The sequence below is a fragment of the Streptomyces humicola genome (genome assembly GCF_024436035.1).
Classification (GTDB): Bacteria; Actinomycetota; Actinomycetes; order Streptomycetales; family Streptomycetaceae; genus Streptantibioticus_B; species Streptantibioticus_B humicola.
In genome coordinates, this window is record NZ_JANFNG010000024.1 from 76,149 (window position 1) to 90,168 (window position 14,020).

At 68.8% G+C, this 14,020-nt stretch carries 13 protein-coding genes; 5 read left to right on the plus strand and 8 right to left on the minus strand.

Features of this window, described 5'->3' with window-relative positions; genetic code table 11:
• The first annotated feature begins 41 nt into the window (after positions 1–41).
• Complete coding sequence (locus tag NGB36_RS24725) at positions 42–932, plus strand: G1 family glutamic endopeptidase (RefSeq protein WP_255922679.1); 891 nt, start codon at positions 42–44, stop codon at positions 930–932.
• A 385-nt stretch (positions 933–1,317) separates the two neighbouring features.
• On the opposite strand, the gene NGB36_RS24735 is transcribed toward NGB36_RS24725, so the two are convergent.
• Both NGB36_RS24735 and NGB36_RS24740 read right to left on the minus strand, forming a co-directional pair.
• Positions 1,318–1,614 (minus strand): DUF4193 domain-containing protein, encoded by a 297-nt coding sequence (locus tag NGB36_RS24735; RefSeq protein ID WP_255922695.1) that lies wholly within the window; start codon positions 1,612–1,614, stop codon positions 1,318–1,320.
• Between the two features lie 500 nt (positions 1,615–2,114).
• Complete coding sequence (locus NGB36_RS24740; protein WP_255922680.1) at positions 2,115–2,540, minus strand: STAS domain-containing protein; 426 nt, start codon at positions 2,538–2,540, stop codon at positions 2,115–2,117.
• Between the two features lie 178 nt (positions 2,541–2,718).
• On the opposite strand from NGB36_RS24740, the gene NGB36_RS24745 reads away from it, so the two are divergent.
• The 4 genes from NGB36_RS24745 to NGB36_RS24760 all read left to right on the plus strand — a co-directional run bounded on the left by NGB36_RS24745 (position 2,719) and on the right by NGB36_RS24760 (position 7,027).
• Positions 2,719–2,865: a hypothetical protein gene (locus tag NGB36_RS24745; protein ID WP_255922681.1), complete on the plus strand. Its 147-nt coding sequence runs from the start codon at positions 2,719–2,721 to the stop codon at positions 2,863–2,865.
• 426 nt (positions 2,866–3,291) lie between these two features.
• The gene (locus tag NGB36_RS24750) at positions 3,292–4,332 is read left to right on the plus strand and encodes an SCO1860 family LAETG-anchored protein (protein ID WP_255922682.1); all 1,041 of its coding nucleotides are present in this window, start codon (positions 3,292–3,294) and stop codon (positions 4,330–4,332) included.
• 452 nt (positions 4,333–4,784) lie between these two features.
• The gene (locus tag NGB36_RS24755) at positions 4,785–5,912 is read left to right on the plus strand and encodes an Rv3169 family protein (protein ID WP_255922683.1); all 1,128 of its coding nucleotides are present in this window, start codon (positions 4,785–4,787) and stop codon (positions 5,910–5,912) included.
• Entirely contained in the window at positions 5,909–7,027 is a 1,119-nt protein-coding gene (locus NGB36_RS24760) for a phosphotransferase family protein (protein ID WP_255922684.1), read from the plus strand. Before NGB36_RS24755 ends, NGB36_RS24760 begins: the two co-directional genes overlap by 4 nt.
• Before the next feature lie 314 nt (positions 7,028–7,341).
• Here the strand turns inward: NGB36_RS24760 and NGB36_RS24765 are convergent, their stop codons facing one another.
• The 6 genes from NGB36_RS24765 to NGB36_RS24790 form a co-directional block, all read right to left on the minus strand.
• Positions 7,342–7,515, minus strand: a complete 174-nt coding sequence (locus NGB36_RS24765) for an SDR family oxidoreductase (protein WP_255922685.1) — start codon at positions 7,513–7,515, stop codon at positions 7,342–7,344.
• A 492-nt stretch (positions 7,516–8,007) separates the two neighbouring features.
• On the minus strand, positions 8,008–9,390 hold the full coding sequence (locus NGB36_RS24770; RefSeq protein WP_255922686.1) for a dihydrolipoyl dehydrogenase family protein: 1,383 nt from the start codon (positions 9,388–9,390) through the stop codon (positions 8,008–8,010).
• A gap of 378 nt (positions 9,391–9,768) precedes the next feature.
• Complete coding sequence (locus tag NGB36_RS24775) at positions 9,769–9,945, minus strand: hypothetical protein (RefSeq protein ID WP_255922687.1); 177 nt, start codon at positions 9,943–9,945, stop codon at positions 9,769–9,771.
• A 420-nt stretch (positions 9,946–10,365) separates the two neighbouring features.
• Positions 10,366–10,716 (minus strand): UBP-type zinc finger domain-containing protein, encoded by a 351-nt coding sequence (locus NGB36_RS24780; RefSeq protein ID WP_255922688.1) that lies wholly within the window; start codon positions 10,714–10,716, stop codon positions 10,366–10,368.
• Positions 10,713–12,170: an ATP-binding protein gene (locus NGB36_RS24785; RefSeq protein ID WP_255922689.1), complete on the minus strand. Its 1,458-nt coding sequence runs from the start codon at positions 12,168–12,170 to the stop codon at positions 10,713–10,715. Before NGB36_RS24785 ends, NGB36_RS24780 begins: the two co-directional genes overlap by 4 nt.
• A complete protein-coding gene (locus NGB36_RS24790; protein ID WP_255922696.1) occupies positions 12,167–13,843 on the minus strand; it encodes an NAD(P)/FAD-dependent oxidoreductase in 1,677 nt (558 codons plus the stop codon). The genes NGB36_RS24785 and NGB36_RS24790 overlap by 4 nt, the downstream gene beginning before the upstream one ends.
• Positions 13,844–14,020 lie beyond the last annotated feature (177 nt).

The following is a 14,020-nucleotide window of genomic DNA, read 5'->3' on the forward strand; positions in this document are numbered from 1 at the left end:
AACCCAGGACACATAGGGCGCGTAAGGCGCGCAAATGGTGGATGACGGGAGTCACCGCCGTGGCGGCCGGCGGCCTGTGGATGGCCGCGGCCACCGCGAACGCGCACCCGTTGTCAGGCTCCGGCCACCATCAGCAGAACTCATCCGCCGGCGGGGCGAACGCCGCTGGAGGTCCGCAGGCCGGGACGACCACGATGCGGTCTCACGGTGACGTGATGCTGGCCTGGTCATCGGGCGCCGGGGCCGCGGGTACGGCCAACGGTGGCGCGACCCCCACCCCGGCTGCCACCGGTGGCGCTGGCGCGGGCACCGTCACCCAGGCGACCAGCACTAACTGGTCCGGCTACGCCGACACCGGCACCAAGTTCACCAGCGTGTCGGCTAGCTGGACGCAGCCGGCGGTAACCTGCAACGCTAACCAGACCTTTTCGAGCTTCTGGGTGGGGCTCGACGGAGACGGCAGCAACACGGTCGAGCAGACCGGTACCGAGGCCGATTGCCAGAACGGCAACGCCACCAACTTCGGCTGGTTCGAGATGTTCCCAGCCGCGCCAGTCGCGTACAACCAGCCCGTCGCCGCAGGCGACTCCATGAGCGCATCGGTCATCACCGACGGCAACGGCAACTTCACGCTGACGCTCACCGACAACACCCAGGGCTGGAACCAGGTGACCCACCAGACCTCGAACGTCGCACAGTTGGCCTCGGCCGAGGTCGTCGCCGAGGCGCCGTCGAGCACCAACGGAGTGCTGCCACTGTCGAACTTCGGCAACGTCAACTTCACCGACGCCATGGCAAACGGCGCCGCCATCGGGACCGGCACCGGCACCGCCAACCAACTAACCATGATGTCGCAAGGCGGCGCCACGAAGGCCACCGCCTCGGCCCTGACAGCTGCCCAGAACTTCAACGTCACCTTCATGAACCCGTAACACGCGTCAGGGTGCTTACTGCCCACGTCGCCGCGGGTGATGGCCGGCCGACTCGCTGGAGTTGCTCACGCTCCTCGGGGGCCGAGGCGGGGGCAGCTGCATGGCCTGCCGACGACAGGTTGCGCCGGCTTCTGCTACTGGTGAGCCCGGAGACGATCCTGCGCCGGCACCGCGACCTGCTCAAACGCCGCCACGTCGCGACCTGCGCGCCGAAGCGCCGCGGACGCCCGCCCACTGTGCGCTCCATCCGCGCCCGAGCCGGGTATCGATGCCGCGCTCGCGGCGGCCTGATCCTGTAGCACCCAGGCCGTCGCGGAACGAGGTCGAGCAGGACGCGTTCCCCGGCGTGTGAGGTGGAGGAGCGGGCAGCAGGCCGCCCAGGCTGTCAGGCCGCGCAGTCGCGGCAGATCGGCTGGCCGTTTTTCTCGGCGGCCAGCTGGCTGCGGTGGTGGACCAGGAAGCAACTCATGCAGGTGAACTCGTCCTGCTGCCGGGGCAGCACCCGGACCACCAGCTCCTCGCCAGAGAGGTCAGCGCCTGGTAGCTCCAGCCCTTCGGCGGCATCGGACTCGTCGATGTCGATGACGGCGGTCTTCTTGTCGCTGCGGCTTGCCTTGAGCTCCTCGATGCTGTCTTCGTCAAGGTCGTCGGTCTTGCGTGGGGTGTCGTAGTCGGTAGCCATGATCCTCTCCCCGTTCGGTGCCTGTGCGGTGTTTCCGGCGCATGCGGTAACGCGCGGGACGTCGGACTTGTGCCCGATGCGGATTGATTTTTTCGCCGTAGTCGGCGGACGGCTCCACGGTCCCCAGCCCACCTCGTCGAGGAGGACACGGTCCCCGGCGTGTGAAAGGGGCTGCTGAAGTGGCACTTCACGGCAGCCCCGGGCCCGCTGGCCGACAGCTTCTGCCATGACGAGCAGCTCCACGCAGGCCGTACCTGTTTCAACGACCCTGCGAGGCGAGCGACACGGTTCGAAGCGGAGATACCGTCGACATATGCGAGGCGAAGGCGAGCGGCAGCCGGTGCGCATGACCTGCGCGGCTTCCCGCCAGCCCTGCGACTGGAAACTGTTCGGCGTCTGCTCCTGGGCCTGCTAGGAGGACGGTGCACACCACGCAGACGATGAGGTCGCACACGCCGTCGCCTATCTCTTCGGCCTCGGACCCCGAGGCGCATCAACCCTTACGGGTGGCCCGACGCGCTAAGAGCTGCAGCGATCGACGGATACAGTGGCAACGCTTCCGTGAGCCTGGCGAGCCTCAGCAGACGCAACAGGCGTCCCGGAGGGCACACCATGCGCAGCTCGTCACCCTGTTGCACGGCGCGCACGCGCGCGCCGACCAAGACGCTGATCCCTCTCGCGTCACAGAACGAGAGATCCGACAGATCGACGATGCCCTGCGTCCTATCGCCGTGGTCGTCAAGGAGACCGCCGAGAAAATCGCGGAGGAGCGGCTCAGTGGCGATGTCGACTTCCCCCGCCACGGTCGCGATCCACCACCTGTCCTGGTGGCGCAATGAAAGGGTCAGCGGGGCGGGAGACTGCAACTCCGCCTCAGCCGACGTTGCCCCCGGCCGGTCGCGCGTCATCGGCAAGATGTCCAACATCGCCACCACCTCCGCAGTTGGTCGACCCCGTTTGGCGCAAGCGTTCGGCCGCTCCCACGACACGAAATAGGGCCAAACGGCCCAACCGGATGGGCCGTCCTTCCCCCGGCGCGCGGCTACGGCGGTATCACGACCATCCGGCACACCACTCCGCCCAGCCGCGAGCCACTCCGTGCGCTTGTCCCTGCCCCCAGAAGCGGCCTCGATGGGCAGCGTGCACAAGGTCGTCAGCGGCGGAGTCCAGCACGGCCCGGTCGTCCAGAGCCGGCGGACGTCCGGTCTCACCTTCTCCCACCCGGCACCGGAGCCGAGCGCGAGGGAATGAGGATGACCTCGGGGTGAGTGATGAGCTGTCTGCACTGGCGCGACGCTGTGCGAGCTTGGGTCAGGCGGCGTCGTCGATGGTGGTGTGCAATGGCGGGCCGCTCATCCATGGGTTGTGACGTGCGGGCTTTCGCGAACTGCCGCCGACCGCCGGACACGCGTTTCAGGCTGGTCGACCTGCTGCCGCGACTGCGTTATCTCGATGTGTCGAGCGCGTTCGCCCTCATACGCCCCCTCGGCACCATGCGCGACAGCCTGATCACGCGTCACTCGAACCACATTTCGTGACAAGAAGTTGACCCTATCTTGATTACCGCCGAGTAAATATGTGGCGCAAGTTGCCGACGAACGCGCTGCCTCCCTACAGCGGCGTCGGCGGCTCCAAGTGACTGTGGGGGTTCTCCTCTTGTACAGCTCTCTGCTCAGAATGCCCGCGCGCCGTTCCGCCGCAGCGATCGGCGCTGCCGTCGCCCTCGCCGCGGGCGCACTGGCCCTCGCGCCGTCCGCCCTGGCGGCGTCTCCGGCCCGCTCTGGTGACGGCAGGGCCACCGCGACCGTACTGCGCGCCGATCTCGACGCTTCCCTGCTTCAGGGCCAGGGCGGCGTTCCGGTGCACGTGGTGCTCGATGACGTGCATGCACCGGCGGATACACACCAGAACACGCTCCATGCCAACGTCCAGGTGCCGGTCAACGGCCAGCGGTTCACCGTCCTGACTGCCGATGTCGCCAGTGCCACCGCCACCGCTGACCAGCACAAGGCGGAGGGCTATGCGAACCTGGTCAACGCCAAGGTGGAGCTGCCCGGCCTGCCGGGGCCCGTGCTCCAGGCCAAGGCACTGACCGCGCGCGCGACCTGCGTGGCGGGCGAGCAGCCGACGGCGAATGCTTCGCTCCTCAAACTCGTCGTGCTGGGTAGGGCGCAGGAAGTCAAGGTGGGCCAGACCGTCACGGTGCCCGTTCCGGGTGTCGGTCAGGTCAGCGTCGCCCTTACGACGACCAAAACCACGTCCAGCACCGCCGCCGCCACCGCCCTCGGCCTGCATGTCTCGGTGAACCCGCTGAAGGCCGGCATCGCGGATGTGACGGGCGACGTCACGCTGGCACACGCGACGTGCGAGGCACCTTCGGGCGGTGGGTCGTCCACGGGTGGGTCGTCGAGCGGTGGGTCGTCGAGCGGCGGTTCGTCGAGCGGCGGCTCAACCAGTGGTTCCACGGGCGGCGGCAGCACAAGCGGCGGCTCGACCGGCGGTTCCACGGGTGGTGGCAGCGCGAGCGGCGGATCGCAGGGCGCCAGCAGCGGGACCACCGCGGGCTCGCAGACCGCGGGTACCGGCAAGAATCTCGCCGAGACCGGTGCCAGCTCGAGCACGCCATACATCGCAGGCGGTGCGGCCGCCCTCATCGTCGCCGGCGGAGCCGCGGTGTACGTGACGCGGCGTCGCAAGTCGTCCTCGGCGCGCGGCTGAGCGCCGCCGCTCACCGGCCGGCCACCGTGGTCGGCCGGTGAGCGCGTCCAGGTAAGGGGTTCCGGTATTGGGGCGGGGGCGATGAGTGCGGTGGTGGCCGAGGCCGCCGCCCGCGATGTACCACCCCCCTCGCACCAGGAGCACCAGCTCCTCCGAGGGCCCTGCGTCCAAGAGCGGTAGGAGAGCTGAGACCGCAACACCAAGGGTTCGGCGTCCTTCGCCGCGCTGCCGAACGAGCGCAAGCCCGCCAACTCCAGTGAACGACGCGCCAGCAGATAGATCCACGATCACTGCATGACCGCCGAGCATTTCCGGGACGAGAAGCGTTCCGCGGCGAGTCGCTGCAGCTCAGTAGCCGAACTCGGGTTTCACGCGGGACAGGCCTGGCCCGTCACTCATATCTGACGTACGGTCAGGTATGACTCTGCTTGGTGTTCTGCCAGGAGGCCGCCGTGACACAGCGTCCCGTGCCGCTCGACGAGTACCCGGTGCACCAGGTACCGCTGTCCATGCGTTATGTGGCCACCAGCGACCGCAACGCCTACGACCGCTGCATCTTCCACGTCTTCGACCATGCGGGTCGGGCGCTGCTGATCGCGGGGCTCGGGGTGTATCCCAACATGGGCGTCATCGACGCCTACGTCACGTTGCGGGTCGGCGACCTGCTGCACGCGGTACGCGCCTCCGACGCGCTCGGTGAGGACCGGACGCAGCTGTGTGTCGGTCCGCTGCGCTTCGAGGTCCAGCAGCCCCTGCGGTCGATCAGACTGGTCTGCGAGCCGGATCCGGCCTCTGCCAACAGCCTGTCCTGCGATCTCCTCTGGCGTGGTGGCTTCCCCGCGGTCTGGGAACCGCACCACACCGGCCGCACCGGCGACCGGCTGACGCTCGAGGGTCGCCGGTTCGTCCAGGGGGGCGGCGCTACCGGGCGGATCACTGCCCCCGGCGGCACTCACTACACGGTCACCGGCGAGGAGTGGACGGCCACCCGGGACCGTAGCTGGGGCGTCCGTCCCATCCCCGGTGAGCAGCCGGGACGAGCCGCCGAGGAGCACCGACCGGAGGGCTTCCACTGGATTTGGTGCCCGATACGCTTCCCTGACTGCTTCGTCATGGTCATCGTGCAGGAGGACGCCGACGGCTACCGGATGCTCAACGAGGCGGTACGGGTACACCCGGAGCACGCGGAACGACCCGATGAGCAACTGGGCTGGCCATACGCGGATATCGACTACGCTCCGGGCACCCGTACTCCGCGCTCCGCCGTCCTGCACCTGATGGATGGTATGCGAAAGCCCGTCGAACTGCGCGGTACGGTCCTCACCTCGAGCCCACTCGCCGTCGGAGCCGGTTACCCGCCTGCGCCGGACTGGCAGCACGGCACCTGGCGCGGTCGCGGGTGGACCGAACGCATCACTTACGACCTCACTGATCCGGCAGTCATGGGCCCGGCCCGGTTCGGAGTGACCGACCACGCTGCCCGGTTCCTCCGGGACGATGGGGTGACGGGGCACGGCATCTTCGAACACGGCAGTTTCGGCCGCCACGACCCCAGCGGCTTCACCTCGGCGACCCCATGAACGAGCCCCGGAGAGGCGAGCCTCGCGGGACACCCACGCTGCGCCGGACCACCCGAGATCCCGAGGACCTCGCCCGGCGGCTGACCGCGTGGGTCACCACCTGGCAACCCGCCGCGGTAGTCACCCGATACGAGATACCGCCCAGCAACGGCATGTCGAGTGAGACGATCCTCTTCGACCTCCAGCGACCCGGCGCAACGCCGCAGCCCTGCGTGCTGCGACTGGCCGCCGACCCACTCGCCTACTCCGTCTTCCCGCGCTACGACATGGCGCGCCAGTACCGCACCATCGCGCTGGTCGCCGAGCGGACGAAGGTGCCCGTACCCCGGCTCCTGCGCCTGGAGACGGACCCGGGGCCGCTGGGCGCACTCGGGTTCGTGATGGAGCGGGCCTGTGGCCGGGTCCCGCCCGATGTGCTTCCCTACACCTATCCCGGCAGCTGGTTGTACGAGGCGAGCGCGCACCAGCGCGACCAGCTGGAACGGTCGACGGTCGACGTGCTCGCCGAGCTGCACACCGTCCCGGCCGCGGAGGCGCGGTTCCTGACACCGGATGCGGACGGGGACACCGCCCTGAGGCGGCACGTGAACGAGCAACGTGCCTACTACACCTGGGTGATTGCGGACCACTCGCCCTCGCCGCTGATCGAGCATGCCTTCGCTCGGCTCGAGGAGCTGTGGCCCGAGGACCCCGGTGAGTCCGTACTGAGCTGGGGCGATGCCCGGATCGGCAACATCGTCTACGCTGCTGACTTCACCCCGTCCGCGGTTCTCGACTGGGAGATGGCCTCGGTCGGCCCGCGCGAACTGGACCTGGGCTGGCTGGTCTTCCTGCACCGCTTCTTCCAGGACCTGACGGAGAGATCAGGTCACCTCGGCCTTCCCGGATTCCTCGACCGCGACCGAGTCGCCGCCCGCTACGCGCGGCAGACCGGCCACGCCCCGCGGGACATGGAGTTCTACTCCCTCTACGCGGCGCTGCGGCATGCCTTGGTGATGCTTCGCGTCGGCTATCGGCGGGTGCACTTCGGCGAGATCCCCATGCCGGCCGACACCGACAGTTTGATCCTGCACAGGTCCGCGATCGAGGACATGCTGGAGGGCCGGTACTGGTGACCTCCGGCCACGGGCTTGAGAGCACGCGCCGCGGGACGGTCAGCAGTGCCGTGTCCGTATCTGCAGGGCCGGTGGCACGCCAGGCGATGCGTCCGTCCGGACGGACCAGGACGGCGTCGGCCAGTTCCGCGGTACCGCACGGACATCCCGGTCGGCAATGGGCCGAACGCGGCTCCGGTGGCACCGGCTGTCCCAAGCGCAGCGAAGAACGCGGCGCTGCGGCCCATGGTGCTGAGGTGACGGTGTGCCGGATGCGGTCCGGCCATCGGCCGGATCGGGACGGTATGACCCCGTGTGCGGAGGACAGTGGGGCGTCAGTACATGGACATCCCGCCGTTGACCGCGGCCGTGGTGCCGGTCATGAAGGCGTTGTCCTCGCTGGCGTAGAAGGCGACCACTTGGGCGACGTCGGCCGGGTGTGCCAGGCGGCCCATGGGGGTAGCGGCCACCTGCCGTTGCTTGTGCTCCTCGTCGAGCACATCCGCCATGCGGGTGTCCTCCACCGCGGCCAGCAGGCTGCGCTTGTCCGGGAAATGACGGGTAGATCGTCTTCTTGCTCATCCCGATCTCACGGGCGAGATCGTCCCACCCGTGCGAAACCCGGCGCGAAGAACAGCCAGCAGGCCGCCTCCACGATCACGTCAGCACGCTGCCCGTCACAGTGGAAATTTGAGAAACTGATGTAGTTTCCATAGTTCCCATGGTGGCTCCCCACCCCTGCGCTGCCAAGGCGCGTCTTCGACCTGGTCAACGCCCATGCGGCTCAGCTGGCTGTTCTCTGTGGCAGGCGGCATCCGGATCGCGCCCCCAACGCTACAGCGCGGCCGCCTGTTCGATCGCCACCATCCGCTCCTTCCGGCCCTGCCGCAGTAAATGCGTACACCTCACCTCCGGCGGCGGTGACACGCCCAGTCGAACAGGCGAGGCCACGGAGGGGTGCCGAGGTGACCGTAGAGGCTCCGCCGCAGTAGACCCGGCATTTACTGCGGCAGGGGCGTAGCTGTTTTCAGGTCGAGGCGTTCGGCTGCTGCGAGGTATGCCTCGCTGTAGGTGGGGAATTGGGCGATTCCGTCGAGGAGGGTGTCGATGGGGATCTGGGCGCGGATGGCGAGTGCCGCCTGGTGGATCCACTCTCCTGCCAGTGGGGCGGTGGTCCAGGCGCCGACGAGGACGCGCCGGTCGCGGTCGGCGAGCAGGCCGAGCGTCCCGGCGGGCTTGGTCTCGTAGGTCCAGGGGCGGGCGATGGAGTCGGCGAGGTCGAGTTCGCTGGTGGCCAGGTTGTTGCCCCGCTCGTGGGCCTGGGCGGTGGTGAGGCCGACGGCGGCGATCTCCGGTTGGGCGAAGACCACGCGGGGGATGGCGGTGTAGTCGGCGCGGCGGGGTTTGCCGAGGATGGTGTCGGCAACGACTCGGGCCTGGTACATGGCCACGTGGGTGAACAGGGCGGTGCCTGTGACGTCGCCGAGGGCCCACAGTCCGTCGCTGGTGACGCGGCAGTGTTCGTCGATGTTCAGTGCGCCGCGGTGGTTGGTCTGGATGCCGACGGCGTCGAGACCGAGTCCGTCGGTGTGGGGCCGGCGACCCGCGCCGAGGACGATCACGTCGGTGCGGACGCTGCTGCCGTCGTCGAGCTCGACCACGGTGTCGGCGCCGTCGCGGCGGGCGGTGGTGGCCTGGCGGCCCAGGCGCAGGTCGATGCCGTCCGTGCGGAGCCGGTCGGCGACCAGCTCGCTGAGGCGGGGTTCCTCGCGGGTCAACAGGCGCGGGCTGCGCTGGAGGAGGGTGACGCGGGTGCCCATGCGGGCCAGGAACTGGCCCAGCTCCACGCCGACCGCGCCGCCGCCGATCATCACGGCGCGTGCTGGGATCTCCCGCAAGGTGGTGGCCTCCCGGTTGGTCCACACCTCAACCTGGTCCAGGCCGTCGACGGGCGGGCGCAGCGGCTGGGATCCGGTGGCGATCACGACGTGCTCGGCGCTGAGCTGCTGGCCGTCGGCTTCGATGCGCCACGGGCCCCGTCCAGTCAGGCGGGCGGTGCCTTTGACGACGGTGACACCCTGCTTGCGGTAGCCGTCGATCTGGGCGGCGTCGTCGAGGTGGCGGATCATGTAGTCGCGGTAGTCACGCAGGGCAGGCCAGTCCAGCTCGGGTGTGGACAGCCCGGCGGCGCCAGCGGCTTCGGCGCGGGCCTCGGGCGGGCGTAGCAGGGTCTTGGAGGGGATGCAGGCCCAGTAGGCGCATTCGCCGCCGATGAGCTCGCGTTCCACCAGGGCGACTCGCAGCCCGCCGCCCAGAAGCCGGGAGGCGGCGACCTCGCCTCCCGGGCCGGCTCCGATGACGATCGCGTCGAAATCCGTGGGCATGGTCAGGCTCCTCGTCCTTGGGCCGAAAGCGGGGTGCGCACCGGGTGCGGGGGTGGCGGTGTCGCAGGGTCCAGCCTGTCTCGGTCACCTCGGCCATGGCCGCAGCGAAGGCGAGGTGGGCGAGGAAGCCCCGCAGATGGGTGACGGCCGGGCAGGCCCGGTTGGGCCAGCTGTACCCAAGGGCGGGGGGTCTGCCCTTCGTCGACGGTGAGGGACATCGCGGCCCCCGTGGCCAGTGGTCGGCAGCGGCGGGGCGTGCCAGCGGCGGCAGTGATGATCTTCCTCCCGTGTGGCGGGGATCGCCAGCCCCGGGTACCTAGTTCAGCCCGAGAGTGAGGGGGAATCGGCGCTCGCTGCCGGACAGGCCCCAGCCCCGGGTCAGGCCGTGGCGATGTTCCTGCCCGGCATCGGCTCCGCGAGCGCTGTCCGCCATTCAGGCGCACCGAAGGCATCCGCAAAGTACTGGGTCTCGTGCACCACATGCCCGTGGGCGAATTCCATAATGCTCACTGAGTAGCTGGGCACCCCGTTGTACGTGATGACGCACTCGCTCACCCACAGATCCCTGCTGCCAACGATCCGGAGGACGGTGAAGTGCCGACTGGCAGGGTGCCCGCCACGTTGCGCCGAAATCGTCGCACGGCACCGGAACCGTTCACCTGACTGGGGGTAGTCGAGGATCGCGTCCGCGGCGTAGATGGCGTGCTCGGCTTCGGTATCCCCGCGTTCCGATGCCCGCCAGTGTTCCTCGAGTGCGGCCCTGGTCCGTATATCAGGATCCATCGCATTGTCCCTTCTGCAGGCGGGCAGAGCGATCCGGGAACCTGCCCGCCTCGACCTACCCGCCGAGGCGCAGAGGCGGCACGCCGTCGACTGCCTCGACCGCGGCACGGACGTCGTGTGCAAGGGTCACCGGTACGTGCCGCGAAGACGATCTCGCCCGGGCCCTGCGACTCCGGCGACCGCCACTGTTGCCTAGACCACTTGGTCGGCCCAGTTCGCGGGCACCCGTCCCGCGGGGCCGGGTGTGGGTTGGTCGGCGGGGTGGCACTCAGGCGGCGTCAGTTGCGGTCCTGATGCGTACATCTGCGAGGTCCGGTAGTTCCAGAACCAGTGCTCGCCCGGTTCGAAGCTGCGGATCACCGGGTGTCCGGTGGCCTTGGCATGTGCGGTCGCATGCTTCGCCGGCGAGTCGTCGCAGCATCCGATGTGGCCGCACTGTGCGCAGCGCCGCAGATGCAGCCACCACCCGCCGACTTCGTCGCATTCGGCGCATCCGGTGCCGCTCGGTGGGACCGAGGGGTCGATTCCGTTCTGGGCATTCATGACCGCTCCTGTGGGGCGTCGGGGTCGGCGGGGGCCAGCGGGAGGCGCACCTGGAAGCGAGTGTCTCCGGGGACGGACTCGACGCGAAGGTCGCCGTGGTGCTTGTTGACGACGATGCGCCACGAGATGTCCAGACCGAGGCCTGTGCCTTCACCCACCGGTTTTGTGGTGAAGAACGGGTCGAAGATGCGGCCGCGGATCTCTGTGGGCACGCCGGGGCCTGTGTCGCAGAACTCGACGAGAAGGCGGTCGCCGTCGCGCGCTGTGTGCACCGTCAATGTGCCGCCGGAATCCGTGCTGTTCATCGCCGAGACGGCGTTGTCGATCAGATTCGTCCACACCTGGTTGAGTTCGCCGGGGTAGGCAGGGATTTTGGGCAGTGTGCGGTCGTAGTCCTTGACGATGGTGATGCGGTCGCCGATTTTCGCGGAGACCATCAGCAGAGTGCTGTCGAGCAGTTCATGCACGTCGGCGACCTGGTGGGGCGCCCGGTCGAGCTGCGAGTACTGTTTCGCCGCGGTGACCAGGGACGAGATGCGGGTGGTCGAGTCCTCGATCTCGTTCATCAGGAGTTCGGTCTCGACGGTGTAATTGAGCCACCGTACGGCCCCTTCGAGGGTGCCCTCGTCCACGGTCGCCTCGACCCCGTCCAGCCAGCCGGTGTCGAGGCCGGCCTGGACGAATGTCGGCGCGAGCCTCCATCCGTCCGTGATGCCATGGTCCTCCAGCCAGTCGCAGATGGCGTCCTCCTGGTCGGAGGCTTCCAGCGGGTTGGGGGCGGTGGCCTTGGCGACGTGCTCGGCCGTGCGCTGCTGTACCTCGATGAGAGTTTCCAGATCGTCGCGCCGGTACGGGCCTGCCGCGATGGCGGCGAGCTTGTGGCGCATGCCGGCGACTCGTTCCCTGAGCGCCGAGGTGGCTCGCACGGCCGCGGCGGCGGGGTTGTTCAGCTCGTGGGTCAGCCCGGCGGACAGCGACCCGAGAGCCAGGAGCCGTTCTCGCTGGCCGATGGCCTCCTGGGTGTTCTTGGTGCCGAAAAAGAGCCCCTCCAACAGGTGCACGGCCATGGGGAACCACTCCCGCATGATGGCGGCGAAGGTGTCCGCCGGCAGCACGAAGAACCGCGAGGGCTCGATGACGCGCAGGGAGCTGTTGTACACCTGCGGTACGCGGTCGCCCAGGTAGGCCTGGAAGGCTCCCGCGTACACACCGCGGCTGGAGCTTCGGGTGACCTCCACGTCGGTGTTGCCGATCCGGCGCGAGAGGACGAGGGTCCCTTCGAGCAACACGTAGAAGCACGTGGCCGCATCGCCCTCCTGGTACACAGGTCCGGGCGCGAATTCCTCCACGCGCCCATCGCCGCACAGCCGCGCGATCTGGTCGGGGGCCAACTTCTCGAACAGGAAGAGGGAGCTGAGCTCCTTCCGACTGCACGGCATCGGCTGCCCGGTCACGACTGCTCCAGATACCGGTGCGCCAACATGACGGCCATGGCTCCCTCTCCGACAGCGGAAGCGACGCGTTTGGCGGACTCGGCGCGTGCGTCTCCCGCCACGAACACGCCCGGGACGTTCGTCTCCAAGTGGTACGGAGGCCGGTCCAGCTCCCAGCCGGCCGGCGGACGGCCGTCCGCCGTCAGGTCCGGGCCGGTCAGAATGAACCCACGTGAATCCCTGAGCACGGTGCCCTCCAGCCAGTCGGTCAGTGGCGCCGCTCCGATGAACACGAACATCCACTGGGCGTCGACGAGTTCGGCGTTCCCGGTCGCCATGTCGCGGAGCGTGAGCTTCTCCAACTGGTGTCTGCCGTGGGCGGCTTCGACGACCGTGTTGGTGCGCACGGAGATCGCGGGCGTGTCCCTGATCTGCTGGACGAGATAGTGCGACATCGACTTGGTCACGGATGGCCCGCGCACCAGGATGGTGACCGACTTGGCGCCCCGGGCCAGATAAATCGCCGCCTGGCCAGCAGAGTTGGCGCCGCCGACGATGTACACGTCATGGCCGTGGCACGCGGCCGCCTCGGTCAGCGCCGAGCCGTAGAACACCCCGCACCCGGTCAGCTCGGCCACGCCAGGCGCGTCCAGCCGCCGGTACGACACACCGGTTGCCAGGATCACGGAGTGCGCGGTGACGGCGGAGCCGTCCGAGAACCGAACGACGCGCGCTGCGCCGTGGGCCTCGAGACCTGTGACCGCGCGTGCGGTGAGTATCTCGGCACCGAACTTCGCCGCCTGGCGCCGGGCCCGGTCGGTGAGCTGCGCGCCCGAGACTCCGTCCGGAAAGCCGAGGTAATTCTCGATCCGTGAGCTCTGGCCCGCCTGGCCTCCGGTCGCCGTGCGTTCCACCAGGACGGTTCGCAGACCCTCCGAGGCCCCGTACACGGCCGCGCCCAGACCGGCGGGTCCGCCGCCGATGATGACGAGGTCATAGCAGCTTGCCGCTGGAGTGGTCGCCAGGCCGACACGGGCGGCAAGGTCCCGGTCCTCGGGCTCGACGAGTGCCGTGCCGTCCGGAGTGACGACCAGCGGGAGCCGCAGCCCGTCCTGACCGGCGGCGGACAGCAGCCGCCGGCCTTCCGGTTCGTCCGACGAGTACCAGCGGTACGGCACTTCGTTCCGTGCCAGGAACTCCCGTACCCCCGACGAGCGCGCCGACCAGCGGTGCCCCACCACTTTGGTGATCGCCACCCGACGGTAGTCAGTGGCCTGCCAGGTCTGAAGGAGATCGTCGAGGACGGGGTAGAGCTTCTCCTCGGGCGGGTCCCAGGGCTTGAGGAGGTAATGGTCGAGGTCGACCACGTTGATCGCGTCGATGGCCGCGTTGGTGTCCGCGTATGCGGTCAGGAGTACCCGACGTGCGCCCGGGTACACGTCGAGGGCCTGCTCGAGAAATTCGATGCCGTTCATCCGGGGCATGCGGTAGTCGGCCACCAGCACGGCCACGAGGTCCCCCCGCAGCTTCAGCTCGCGCAGGGCATCGAGGGCTGCCTCCCCGGACTCCGCGCGCACGACGCGATACGACTCACCGTAGTGTCGCCGCAGGTCACGGGCGACTGCACGCGACACCGTGGGGTCGTCGTCTACGGTCAAGATGACCGTCCGCGCTGGATTGGCGGCCTGAACCATAGGCATCCCATCTCTGCGACAGCCACGCCCATCCTATTGGTGATTATTCCTATTTGCCATTAAAAGTGCGGAGTATTCCTCGACCCCAGGGCCGTGGGGCGGACGAACTCCTCGAGCCTCACCACTGCGACACCCGAGAATTCGTGCCGCGGCTTTCACCGGTTCCATCACCGGCGG

What these genes read in the sequence shown, in the direction of transcription:
- NGB36_RS24725 (WP_255922679.1), top strand. Translation starts at nt 42, where the DNA reads ATGACGGGAGTCACCGCCGTGGCGGCCGGCGGCCTGTGGATGGCCGCG.
- NGB36_RS24735 (WP_255922695.1), bottom strand. Translation starts at nt 1,614, where the DNA reads ATGGCTACCGACTACGACACCCCACGCAAGACCGACGACCTTGACGAA.
- NGB36_RS24740 (WP_255922680.1), bottom strand. Translation starts at nt 2,540, where the DNA reads ATGTTGGACATCTTGCCGATGACGCGCGACCGGCCGGGGGCAACGTCG.
- NGB36_RS24750 (WP_255922682.1), top strand. Translation starts at nt 3,292, where the DNA reads ATGCCCGCGCGCCGTTCCGCCGCAGCGATCGGCGCTGCCGTCGCCCTC.
- NGB36_RS24760 (WP_255922684.1), top strand. Translation starts at nt 5,909, where the DNA reads ATGAACGAGCCCCGGAGAGGCGAGCCTCGCGGGACACCCACGCTGCGC.
- NGB36_RS24765 (WP_255922685.1), bottom strand. Translation starts at nt 7,515, where the DNA reads ATGGCGGATGTGCTCGACGAGGAGCACAAGCAACGGCAGGTGGCCGCT.
- NGB36_RS24770 (WP_255922686.1), bottom strand. Translation starts at nt 9,390, where the DNA reads ATGCCCACGGATTTCGACGCGATCGTCATCGGAGCCGGCCCGGGAGGC.
- NGB36_RS24780 (WP_255922688.1), bottom strand. Translation starts at nt 10,716, where the DNA reads ATGAATGCCCAGAACGGAATCGACCCCTCGGTCCCACCGAGCGGCACC.
- NGB36_RS24790 (WP_255922696.1), bottom strand. Translation starts at nt 13,843, where the DNA reads ATGGTTCAGGCCGCCAATCCAGCGCGGACGGTCATCTTGACCGTAGAC.